General features: G+C 72.2%; 12 protein-coding genes. 4 read left to right on the forward strand and 8 right to left on the reverse strand.

Going from position 1 to position 10,264, the window contains the following annotated elements; genetic code table 11:
• Window positions 1-129: 129 nt before the first annotated feature.
• From der to aroH, 5 genes are all read right to left on the reverse strand, one after another.
• Window positions 130-1,608 carry a ribosome biogenesis GTPase Der gene (gene der, locus ACFXGX_RS30795; RefSeq protein WP_384797456.1) on the reverse strand — a complete coding sequence of 493 codons (1,479 nt, stop codon included), beginning with the start codon at window positions 1,606-1,608 and terminating at the stop codon, window positions 130-132.
• Between the two features lie 78 nt (window positions 1,609-1,686).
• Window positions 1,687-2,400 (reverse strand): lysophospholipid acyltransferase family protein, encoded by a 714-nt coding sequence (locus ACFXGX_RS30800; RefSeq protein ID WP_384797459.1) that lies wholly within the window; start codon window positions 2,398-2,400, stop codon window positions 1,687-1,689.
• Window positions 2,358-3,053: a (d)CMP kinase gene (gene cmk / locus ACFXGX_RS30805; RefSeq protein WP_384797462.1), complete on the reverse strand. Its 696-nt coding sequence runs from the start codon at window positions 3,051-3,053 to the stop codon at window positions 2,358-2,360. Before cmk ends, ACFXGX_RS30800 begins: the two co-directional genes overlap by 43 nt.
• 133 nt (window positions 3,054-3,186) lie before the next feature.
• Complete coding sequence (locus tag ACFXGX_RS30810) at window positions 3,187-4,272, reverse strand: prephenate dehydrogenase (RefSeq protein ID WP_384797465.1); 1,086 nt, start codon at window positions 4,270-4,272, stop codon at window positions 3,187-3,189.
• A complete protein-coding gene (gene aroH / locus ACFXGX_RS30815) occupies window positions 4,269-4,631 on the reverse strand; it encodes a chorismate mutase (RefSeq protein WP_037628600.1) in 363 nt (120 codons plus the stop codon). Before aroH ends, ACFXGX_RS30810 begins: the two co-directional genes overlap by 4 nt.
• A 263-nt stretch (window positions 4,632-4,894) precedes the next feature.
• Here aroH and ACFXGX_RS30820 point away from each other — a divergent pair, with 263 nt between their 5' ends.
• The 4 genes from ACFXGX_RS30820 to ACFXGX_RS30835 all read left to right on the forward strand — a co-directional run bounded on the left by ACFXGX_RS30820 (window position 4,895) and on the right by ACFXGX_RS30835 (window position 7,429).
• Window positions 4,895-5,566, forward strand: coding sequence for a hypothetical protein (locus ACFXGX_RS30820; protein ID WP_384797469.1), 672 nt, complete (start codon window positions 4,895-4,897; stop codon window positions 5,564-5,566).
• A 25-nt stretch (window positions 5,567-5,591) separates the two neighbouring features.
• Complete coding sequence (locus ACFXGX_RS30825; RefSeq protein ID WP_384797472.1) at window positions 5,592-6,176, forward strand: DUF6529 family protein; 585 nt, start codon at window positions 5,592-5,594, stop codon at window positions 6,174-6,176.
• Window positions 6,173-6,583: a Rieske (2Fe-2S) protein gene (locus ACFXGX_RS30830; protein ID WP_384797475.1), complete on the forward strand. Its 411-nt coding sequence runs from the start codon at window positions 6,173-6,175 to the stop codon at window positions 6,581-6,583. The genes ACFXGX_RS30825 and ACFXGX_RS30830 overlap by 4 nt, the downstream gene beginning before the upstream one ends.
• Window positions 6,584-6,775: 192 nt before the next feature.
• The gene (locus ACFXGX_RS30835; protein ID WP_384797541.1) at window positions 6,776-7,429 is read left to right on the forward strand and encodes a DNA polymerase beta superfamily protein; all 654 of its coding nucleotides are present in this window, start codon (window positions 6,776-6,778) and stop codon (window positions 7,427-7,429) included.
• On the opposite strand, the gene ACFXGX_RS30840 is transcribed toward ACFXGX_RS30835, so the two are convergent.
• The 3 genes from ACFXGX_RS30840 to ACFXGX_RS30850 are packed head-to-tail and all read right to left on the reverse strand — an operon-like array spanning window position 7,397 to window position 10,017.
• Window positions 7,397-8,215: a DNA polymerase beta superfamily protein gene (locus ACFXGX_RS30840; protein WP_384797479.1), complete on the reverse strand. Its 819-nt coding sequence runs from the start codon at window positions 8,213-8,215 to the stop codon at window positions 7,397-7,399. The two genes, ACFXGX_RS30835 and ACFXGX_RS30840, sit on opposite strands and share 33 nt — an antisense overlap.
• Window positions 8,216-8,218: 3 nt before the next feature.
• Window positions 8,219-9,241: an ADP-ribosylglycohydrolase family protein gene (locus ACFXGX_RS30845; RefSeq protein WP_384797482.1), complete on the reverse strand. Its 1,023-nt coding sequence runs from the start codon at window positions 9,239-9,241 to the stop codon at window positions 8,219-8,221.
• A gap of 11 nt (window positions 9,242-9,252) precedes the next feature.
• Window positions 9,253-10,017, reverse strand: coding sequence for an NUDIX domain-containing protein (locus ACFXGX_RS30850; RefSeq protein WP_384797485.1), 765 nt, complete (start codon window positions 10,015-10,017; stop codon window positions 9,253-9,255).
• Window positions 10,018-10,264: the final 247 nt, after the last annotated feature.

Below are 10,264 nucleotides of genomic sequence, written 5' to 3' on the forward strand. Positions count from 1 at the left end.
CCGTGGCGGTGCCCGGAACACCGGGGGTGAGCTGGCTCGGTCACCTCGGCGGCCTGATCGGCGGCGAGGCCGGCGCCGGGCTCTTCCGCGCCCCCCGGCCCCCCCCCCACCCCGCTTCGCCCGTGGGCGTTACTTCTTCTTGTTCGCGCCGCGCTTCTCGCGCACCCGCACCGAGATGTGGATCGGCGTGCCCGCGAAGCCGAACTCCTCGCGCAGCCGGCGCTCGATGAAGCGGCGGTAGCCGTGCTCGATGAAGCCGGAGGCGAAGAGCACGAACCGCGGGGGCTTGGTGCCCGCCTGAGTGCCGAACAGGATGCGGGGCTGCTTGCCGCCGCGGACCGGGTGCGGGTGGGCGGCCACCAGTTCGCCGAGGAAGGCGTTCAGACGGCCGGTCGGGACGCGGGTCTCCCAGCCGTCCAGGGCCGTCTCGATCGCCGGGACGAGCTTCTCCATGTGCCGGCCGGTGCGAGCCGAGACGTTCACCCGGGGCGCCCAGGCCACCTGGGCGAGCTCGGTCTCGATCTCCCGCTCCAGGTAGTAGCGGCGCTCCTCGTCGAGGGTGTCCCACTTGTTGAAGGCGAGGACGATGGCGCGGCCCGCGTCGACGGCCATGGTGACGATGCGCTGGTCCTGCACCGAGATGGTCTCGGACGCGTCGATCAGGATGACCGCGACCTCGGCCTTCTCGACGGCGGCGGCGGTGCGCAGCGAGGCGTAGTAGTCGGCGCCCTGCTGGAGGTGGACGCGCTTGCGGATGCCCGCCGTGTCGACGAACTTCCAGGTGATGCCGCCGAGTTCGATGAGCTCGTCGACCGGGTCACGGGTGGTGCCCGCGATCTCGTTGACGACCACGCGGTCCTCGTTCGCCACCTTGTTCAGCAGCGAGGACTTGCCGACGTTCGGGCGGCCGATGAGGGCGATGCGGCGGGGGCCGCCGACCGCGGTGCCGAAGCTCTGCGCCGGGGCCTCGGGCAGCGCCTCCAGGACGGCGTCGAGCATGTCGCCGGTGCCGCGGCCGTGCAGCGCGGAGACCGGGTGCGGCTCGCCGAGCCCGAGGGCCCAGAGGTACGAGGCGTCGGACTCGCCGCTCATGCCGTCGACCTTGTTGGCGCACAGGACGACGGGCTTGCCGGCCTTGCGGAGAAGGCGTACGACCGCCTCGTCGGTGTCGGTCGCGCCGACCTTGGCGTCGACGACGAAGACGACCGCGTCGGCGGCCTCGATCGCGTACTCGGCCTGGGCGGCGACGGACGCGTCGATGCCGAGGACGTCCTGCTCCCAGCCGCCGGTGTCGACGAGCTTGAAGCGGCGGCCCGCCCACTCGGCCTCGTAGGTGACGCGGTCGCGGGTGACGCCGGGCTTGTCCTCGACGACGGCCTCGCGGCGGCCGATGATGCGGTTCACCAGGGTCGACTTGCCGACGTTCGGGCGGCCGACGACGGCGAGGACGGGCAGCGGGCCGTGGCCCGCCTCCTCGATCGCGCCCTCGACGGCCTCGATGTCGAAGCCCTCTTCCGCGGCGAGCTCCATGAACTCCGCGTACTCGGCATCGCCAAGCGCCCCGTGATCGTGCTCTGCCGAGCCGTCGGGCTGGATGTGGTCGTTCATGAAGTCCGTACCTCGTCGTTCAATCGTGGTGATCGGTGGACCACCACGAAAACCGGGTGATCCACTACTAAGTGTCGCCTAACGCCCGACGGGGCGCCCGGCGTTTTCCCGGCGTCCGGTCAGATGTCTGGCGTTGTCCAGGTGGGCGCTGAGGTGCTTCTGGATGCGGCCGGTGGCCTCGTCCAGCGCCTGTCGCGTGCGCCGGCCGCTGCCGTCGCCCGCTTCGAAGGGGTCTCCGAAGACGACGTCGACCCTGCTGCGGAGCGGGGGCAGCGCCTTGGTCAGCCGGCTGGTCCGCTCGGAGCTTCCCAGTACCGCGACGGGGACGATCGGGGCTCCGCTGCGCACCGCGAAGTACGCGAGCCCGGCCCGCAGCGAGGCGAAGTCGCCCTCGCCCCGGGTGCCCTCGGGGAAGATCCCGAGGACTCCGCCGGACGCCAGGACGCCGAGGGCGTCCGTGATGGCGGCACGGTCGGCGATCTCCCGGTCGACCTTGAGCTGGCCGATGCCCAGCAGGAACGGGTCGAGCGGGCCGATGAACGCTTCCTTCTTGATCAGGAAGTGCGTGGGCCTGGGCGCGACGCCCATGACCATCGGCCCGTCGATGTTGTGCGAGTGGTTCACGGCCAGGATCGCCGGGCCGGTCGCGGGGACCTTCCAGGCGCCGAGCACGCGCGGCTTCCACAGCCCGTACATCAGGCCGACGCCGATGCGGCGCCCGACGTCGGCGCGTCTCGCGGAGGGTGCGCTCACTTGGCGGCCCGCTTCTCCTCGACGAGGGTGACGACACACTCGATGACCTGCTGGAGCGTGAGGTCGGAGGTGTCCACCTCGACCGCGTCGTCCGCCTTGGCGAGGGGGGAGGTCTTGCGGCTGGAGTCGGCCGCGTCCCGCTTGACCAGCGCCTCACGGGTCGCGTGTATGTCCGCGCCCTTCAGCTCACCGCTGCGCCGGGCGGCACGCGCCTCCGGGGAGGCGGTGAGGAAGATCTTCAGGTCGGCGTCGGGCAGCACGGTGGTGCCGATGTCCCGGCCCTCGACGACGATGCCGGCCTGCGCGGACGCGGCGAGCGCGCGCTGCAGCTCGGTGATGCGGGCACGCACCTCGGGCACCGCGCTGACCGCGCTGACCTTGGAGGTGACCTCCTGCGTACGGATCGGGCCGGCGACGTCGGTCCCGTCGACCGTGATGGTCGGCTCGGCCGGGTCGGTGCCGGAGACGATCTCCGGCTTGCCCGCGGCGGCGGCGATCGCGGAGGGGTCCGTGATGTCGATGTCGTTGCTGACCATCCACCACGTGATGGCGCGGTACTGCGCCCCCGTGTCCAGGTAGCTCAGACCGAGCTTCGCGGCCACGGCCTTCGAGGTGCTCGACTTGCCCGTGCCGGAGGGGCCGTCGATGGCGACAATCACAGCCGGAGCGGTACGGGCGGCGCCGTTGTCCACGGTGGGAACACCTTCCTGGTGCGGGGTGGAGGTCTCTGCGGGACGCGAGCGCGCCCCGCACAAGGTTACCGGCCCCGCGGACCCCGTATTACTGGCCCTTCCCGGCGCCCGTTCACCGGGAAGGGCCACGGTCCTACTGGCGCAGCGCCCAGCCCCGCTCCCGCAGGGCCGCGGAGAGCACCGGCACGGCCTTCGGCTCCACCATGAGCTGCACCAGACCGGCCTGCTGACCGGTGGCGTGCTCGATGCGTACGTCCTCGATGTTGACGCCGGCCATCCCCGCGTCGGCGAAGATGCGGGCGAGCTGACCGGGCTGGTCGTCGATGAGGACGGCCACGACCTCGTAGACGCGCGGCGCGGAGCCGTGCTTGCCGGGGACGCGGACCTGGCCAGCGTTGCCGCGGCGCAGGACGTCCTCGATGCCGGAGGCTCCCTCGCGGCGCTTGGCCTCGTCGGAGGACTGCAGGGCGCGCAGGGCCTGGACGGTCTCGTCGAGGTCGGCGGAGACGTCCGCGAGGAGGTCCGCGACGGGGCCCGGGTTCGCGGAGAGGATGTCGATCCACATCCGGGGGTCGGAGGCCGCGATCCGGGTCACGTCGCGGATGCCCTGCCCGCAGAGCCGTACCGCCGTCTCCTCCGCGTGCTGCAGGCGCGCGGCGACCATGCTGGACACCAGGTGGGGCATGTGCGAGACGAGCGCCACGGCGCGGTCGTGGGCGTCCGCGTCCATGACGACGGGCACGGCACGGCAGTGCGAGACCAGTTCCAGGGCGAGGTTCAGGACCTCGGTGTCCGTGTCCCGGGTCGGGGTGAGCACCCAGGGCCGGCCCTCGAAGAGGTCGCCGCTCGCGGCCAGCGGGCCGGACTTCTCGCGGCCCGACATGGGATGGGTGCCGATGTACGGGGTGAGGTCGAGGCCGAGCGCCTCCAGCTCGCGGCGGGGGCCGCCCTTGACGCTGGCGACGTCGAGATAGCCGCGGGCGAGACCGCGGCTCATGGCGTCCGCGAGGGTCGCGGCGACGTGCGCGGGCGGTGCGGCGACGATCGCGAGGTCGACCGGCCCCTCGGGTGCCTCGTCCGTGCCGGCGCCGAGCGCGGCCGCCGTACGGGCCTGCTCCGGGTCGTGGTCGGCGAGGTGGACGACGACGCCGCGGGCGGCGAGCGCGAGGGCGGCGGACGTGCCGATCAGCCCGGTTCCGATGACGAGCGCGGTCCTCACTGGGCGATGTCCTTGCGCAGTGCGCCCGCGGCGCCGAGGTAGACGTGGACGACGTCGGCGCGCGGCCGGTCGGACTCGATGTGGGCGAGAACACGGACCACCCGGGGCATCGCGCCCTCGATGTCCAGTTCCTGCGCGCAGATCAGCGGGACGTCGACGATGCCGAGCTTGCGCGCCGCCGCGGCCGGGAAGTCGCTGTGCAGATCGGGGGTCGCCGTGAACCAGATGCTGATCAGGTCGTCCGTGGTGAGCGCGTTGCGCTCCAGGATGGCGGTGAGCAGCTCGCTGACCTGCTCGTCCATGTGTCCGGCCTCGTCCCGTTCCAGTTGGACGGCGCCCCGGACCGCTCGTACCGCCACGGTGATGCTCCTCGCTGATCTGTGTGCATGTCGTGTCACACCAGCGTAGTCAGCCCCTCGCGCGCGGGTGCGCGGCGCCCGCCTGACGAGACGCGGGCCACGCGCCGAACGCGGCCCGCGCCGGTGGACCGGCCATATCGATGTCACCCGAATCGCCCCATTCCGTCACTTCCGGTGAGAACGCGCCCGTGCGCCTCTGGACGCGGGCGCGCTCGTCCGCTCTCATGGCTCATGGCAGGCGGCCCGCGCCGGGGGAGGACCGGATGAAGCGACCAGGACCCCTTCTCACCCTCCTCGCGGGGCTCGTGCTGGGCGTGTTCCTGCTGACTCTCAACGCGACGACGGGGACGAAGAGCACCTCGAACCCCTACAAGGATGCGTCGCCGGGCGTCTCGGTGTCGGCCACCGTGCCACCGGCCTCCGCCCCTCCGTCGCAGTCGCCGAGTCCGTCTCCGTCCCGCGGCGCCGTGCCCAACGCCGACTACGCCGGCCGCACCGACGACGACTCCTCGGCGGTCGCGGTCTCCCTGCGGGGCGGCAAGGCGATCGCCTACTTCTGCGACGGGCACGACAAGGAGTCCTGGCTGAAGGGTGACGTCGAGGACGACGGCACCATGAAGCTCACGGGCGGGAACGGCGACGAACTGAGCGGCACCCTCAAGGACGACAAGCTGATCCGCGGCACGGCCGACGTCGGCGGGCAGCGGTACGCGTTCACCGCCGACCGGGCCGTCAAGCCGTCCGGCCTGTACCGGGCGACGGCCAGCGTGCGCGGCGCGAAGATCGACGGCGGCTGGATCGTGCTGCCCGGCGGACGGCAGGTCGGCGTCGTCGAACGCGACGGCACGCCGTCGGCGGCGCCCGAGATCGACCCGGAGACCGGCGCCGTGACCATCGACGGCCAGAAGATCATCGCCCGTCCCGTCACCCCCTGACCTCCTCCTCCAGAGGGAGCCGTTCATGACCGTGGACCCGAACGCCGCCACCCAGGGCTTCCCCTCCCCGCCGCCCGGCCACGGCCGCCCGAGCGCCGCCCGCTACCTCGTCCCGGCCCTGGTCGCCGCGGTGGTCGCGGTCGCCCTCGGTGTCTACGGCAAGGTCCACGACCCGGCGGGAACGGCGTTCAACCTCGCCGGGTTCAGCAGCACGGGCGCCGTCAAGTCCTGGCTGGCGACGACGGCGTTCTTCTTCGCCCTCGTGCAGCTCGTGTCGGCGCTGATGATGTACGGAAAGCTGCCGGGCCCGCCCTGGGCGGCGACGCTGCACCGGTGGTCGGGGCGCGTCGCGTTCCTGGTGGCGGTGCCGGTCGCGGTGCACTGTCTGTACGCGTTGGGCTATCAGACGTACAGCACGCGCGTCATGTGGCACTCGCTCCTGGGGTGCTTCTTCTTCGGTGCCTTCAGTGCCAAGATGCTGCTGCTCCGCTCGGAGCGTCTGCCCGGCTGGCTGCTGCCCCTCGTCGGCGGCCTCGTCTTCGCCGTGCTCACCGCGCTCTGGCTGACGTCCGCCTTCTGGTTCTTCCGTACGTTCGGAGTGACGACATGACCAACCGCTCGACACGACGCACGGTGATCCTCACCACGGGCGCGTCCGCGCTGCTCGCGGCGTGCAGCCAGTACAGCGACGGCAACGGCTCCTCGGACACGTCGCCGAAGGCGTCCAGCGGGCAGCAGCTCGCCACGACCGGCGACATCCCGGTCGGCGGAGGCACCGTCTTCAAGGACCAGAAGGTCGTGGTCACCCAGCCGGCGAAGGGCGACTTCAAGGCCTTCTCGGCGGTCTGCACCCACCAGGGGTGCCTGGTGAACAAGGTGGCGGACGGAACGATCGACTGCCCGTGCCACGGCAGCAAGTTCAGTGTCCAGGACGGGGCGGTGAAGGCCGGTCCCGCGCCGCGTCCGCTGCCCGCGGAGAAGATCACCGTGCAGGGAAACTCGATCCGGCTGGCGTGAGAGGGCCCGTACGCTCCTGGCATGCGCTCCGAGCCCCCCGTACCCCAGGCAGCCCCGACGCGGCCGGCGTCCCCGGCACCGGCGGTGCCGCCAACGCCGTCCTCGCCGTCCGACGCGTCCGCGCCGGCGGTCCCGGCGGTCCCGGCGGCCGGGCTCTCCCTGGTGCGTGAGCACACGGTCTACTCCTGCGTGATGGGGTCACGCGCCTTCGGGCTGGCCACGGACGACAGCGACACGGACCTGCGGGGCGTCTTCCTCGCCCCCACCGCGCTGTTCTGGCGCTTCGAGAAGCCGCCGACGCATGTCGAGGGCCCGGCACCGGAACAGTTCAGCTGGGAACTGGAGCGGTTCTGCGCGCTCGCGCTGCGCGCCAACCCGAACATCCTGGAGTGCCTGCACTCCCCCCTCGTCGAGTACGTGGACGACTCGGGCCGCGAACTCCTCGCCCTGCGACAGGCCTTCCTCTCCCGTCAGGCGCACGAGACCTTCGCCCGCTACGCCGTGGGCCAGCGCAAGAAGCTGGAGGCCGACGTCCGCACGCACGGCGCCCCGCGCTGGAAGCACGCCATGCATCTGCTGCGCCTGCTGACGAGTTCCCGCGACCTGCTGCGCACCGGGTCCCTGACGATCGACGTCGGGGAGCTGCGCGAGCCGCTCCTCGCGGTGAAGCGGGGCGAGGTGTCCTGGGGCGAGGTCGAGCGCTGGATGCTCCGGCTGGCGACGGAGGCCGACGAGGCGGCCGTCCGCAGCCCGCTCCCGCCCGAGCCGGACCACGCGCGAGTGGAGGACTTCCTGATCCGGACCCGCCGGGCCTCAGCGCTCCGGGACGCCGCCGGACACCGTTAGTCCGCCCGGGACCATGTCCTCGCCTCCCCCGAAACCGTCCAGGCGGACCCTGACGACGAAGGCGTGCAGCGCGTCGAACGCGGAGGCGGTGTCCGGCAGTTCGGAGGCCTCCTGTGCCTCGTCGAGCAGGACGTGCAGCCTCTCGACGTCCTCCTCGACCCGGTCACGCGGGATGTCCGCGGGCCCGTGCTCGCGCTCCGCCTTCGCGGCGATCAGGTCCGGGAGATACGCGGGTGAGGCGATCTGTCCGGCCAGCGTGGGCAGATCGGCCTGCACCTCGCCGCTGCGCATGAGGTGGACGCCGGTGAGCAGCACCCGGAACGTGTAGAGCAGCGGCTTGAGTTCGCCGCTCTTCTCGAAGAGCCGCCACTGCGTGGCCGCGAACCCGCGGTAGTGGTGGGCGTGGTGGCGGGTGAGGACCCCGGGTGCGAGCGAGATGAGCTCACGGTGTTCCTCGCTCGTGCGCACGACCAGCGGCGACAGCAACTGCTCCAGCACATAGCCGTTGCGCCGCAGCATGAGCCGGACGAACTTGCGCAGGTCGTGGGTGACCAGGTCCATCTCGGTGCCGTCCTGGAACCACATGCGCGACCGGGTCTCCTCCGGCTCGCCCAGCCCGACGAGGGCGGCCGTGGGCAGCAGGTGGACGCCGCGCAGGTCGACGTCCGAGTCGCGGGAGGGGAAGCCGTACAGGTGCGCCCCGGAGACGGTGGCGAAGAGCACGGGGTCGGGCTGTTCGCCCACCACGCTCGCGAGATCGGCGCCGGGACCGAGGACGTCTGTCATGGCTCAAGCATCCCAGAGCGCCCCCAGGGACATGAGGTCGCTGTGGTACTCGATGCGGTCGGCCCAGTCGGTCGGCCAGGCCTCGGAACCGAGGTGGGCTCCCGCGAACGCCCCGGTCAGGCAGGCGATGGAGTCGGAGTCGCCCGAGGTGCAGGCGGCCCGGCGCAGCGCGGTGACGGGTTCGTCGGCGAACATCAGGAAGCACAGCAGACCGGTGGCGAACGCCTCCTCGGCGATCCAGCCCTCGCCGGTGGCCAGGCAGGGGTCGTCCTCGGGCGACGCGGTCCGCACGGCCTGGCGGAGGTTGCCCAGGACGGCGATGCACTCGTCCCAGCCGCGGGAGATGAACACCTCGGGTGTGGCGTCGTGGGAGAAGGTCCACAGGTCGCCGAGCCAGCGGGAGTGGTAGCGGTACCGGTTCTCGTGCGCGTACGAGAGCAGCAGGCCGATCAGTTCCGCGGGCTCGGCTCCCTGGGAGAGCAGCCGGACGCTGTGCGCGGTGAGGTCCGAGGCGGCGAGCGCGGTGGGGTGGCCGTGCGTCAGGGCGGCCTGGAACTGGGCGGCGCCCGCGCGCTGTTCGTCGCTGAGGCCGCGGACGAGCCCGACGGGCGCCACGCGCATGTTGGCGCCGCAGCCCTTGGAGCCGATCTGGCTGGCCTCCTGCCAGCGGCGCTTCTCGTCCTTGAGGAGGTCGCAGGCGACCAGGCAGGTCCGCCCGGGGGCCCGGTTGTTCTCGGGCGACTGGTACCAGTTCACGAACTCCTCGCGCACCGGCCGTTCCATGCGCAGCGGGTCGAGCAGGCCGCGGTCCATGGCGGTGCGCAGTCCGTGGGCCAGCGCCAGGGTCATCTGGGTGTCGTCGGTGACGATCGCGGGCCGGGGCAGCGCCATCTGCCGCCAGGGGCCGAACTTGTCGAGTATGGCGGGCACGGTGTTGAACTCGGTGGGGAACCCGAGCGCGTCTCCGAGGGCCAGGCCGATGAGCGAACCGGTGGCGGCGCGTTTGGTCAGGGTCGTGCTGGTCATCGGGGCCGTCCTTACGAGGTGGGACGCAGCAGTGGTGGATGCAGAACCTTGGCGCCACCCGCGCGGTAGAGGGCGGCGGGTTTGCCGCGGCCGCCGGTGAGGCGTGCGGCACCGGGGACCTGTTCGACGAATCCGGGCGTGGCGAGGACCTTGCGCCGGAAGTTGGGCCGGTCGAGCGCGGTGCCCCACACCGTCTCGTAGACGTGCTGCAGCTCCCCGAGGGTGAACTCGGGCGGGCAGAACGACGTGGCGAGGCAGGAGTACTCCAGCTTGGCGCCGACGCGTTCATGGGCGTCGGCGAGGATCCGGTCGTGGTCGAAGGCGAGCGGGCCGAGCGCGTCGAACGGGCGCCACTCGGCCCGTGCCGCGTCGCCGCCGCCGCGCGGTTCGGGCGGATCGGGGAGCAGGGCGGCGAACGCGACGGAGACGACCCTCATACGGGGGTCGCGGTCGGGTTCGGTGTAGGTGCGCAGCTGCTCCAGGTGCAGTCCCGAGAGGTCCGACAGGCCGGTCTCCTCGGCGAGTTCACGCCGTGCCGCCGCCTCGGCGGACTCGCGGGGCAGCACGAAGCCGCCGGGCAGGGCCCAGCGGCCGGCGTACGGTTCCTGGCCCCGTTCGATCAGCAGTACCTGGAGTGCGCCCGCGCGCACGGTCAGGACGGCCAGGTCGACGGTGACGGCGAAGGGCTCGAAGGCGTGTTTGTCATAGCCCTCGGGTGCCGCACCCCCCGGCGCGCGGCCCTTGCCCGTCTCCACTCCCGCGCCCCCTGTTTTCATGGCGACCCTTTATGGTCACCCTGACCATGGTCATTACGACTATAAAGGGAGCGCGGGGTGTCAACAAGGCTTTCGACCGGGGAAGTTGTGGCCCCCAGGGCAGGCGACGTCACCGGACCCGGGCGCGCGACTCCTCCGGCCGCCGGATGCCGGCCCGGTGCGCGTCCGGTTCGCGCGCCGGAGCGCGAGCCGGAGCGCGAGCCGGGGCGAGGGCGGCCGCCCGCGCTCCGCCGGCCACGCCTCCCGC

Source organism: Streptomyces sp. NPDC059371, from assembly GCF_042751995.1.
Classification (GTDB): domain Bacteria; phylum Actinomycetota; class Actinomycetes; order Streptomycetales; family Streptomycetaceae; genus Streptomyces.

Coding starts and splice junctions, on each gene's coding strand:
- ACFXGX_RS30835 (WP_384797541.1), top strand. CDS start 6,776: ATGGGGTCACGCGCCTTCGGGCTGGCCACGGACGACAGCGACACGGAC.
- der (WP_384797456.1), bottom strand. CDS start 1,608: ATGAACGACCACATCCAGCCCGACGGCTCGGCAGAGCACGATCACGGG.
- ACFXGX_RS30840 (WP_384797479.1), bottom strand. CDS start 8,215: ATGACAGACGTCCTCGGTCCCGGCGCCGATCTCGCGAGCGTGGTGGGC.
- ACFXGX_RS30825 (WP_384797472.1), top strand. CDS start 5,592: ATGACCGTGGACCCGAACGCCGCCACCCAGGGCTTCCCCTCCCCGCCG.
- ACFXGX_RS30830 (WP_384797475.1), top strand. CDS start 6,173: ATGACCAACCGCTCGACACGACGCACGGTGATCCTCACCACGGGCGCG.
- ACFXGX_RS30820 (WP_384797469.1), top strand. CDS start 4,895: ATGAAGCGACCAGGACCCCTTCTCACCCTCCTCGCGGGGCTCGTGCTG.
- ACFXGX_RS30850 (WP_384797485.1), bottom strand. CDS start 10,017: ATGAAAACAGGGGGCGCGGGAGTGGAGACGGGCAAGGGCCGCGCGCCG.
- ACFXGX_RS30845 (WP_384797482.1), bottom strand. CDS start 9,241: ATGACCAGCACGACCCTGACCAAACGCGCCGCCACCGGTTCGCTCATC.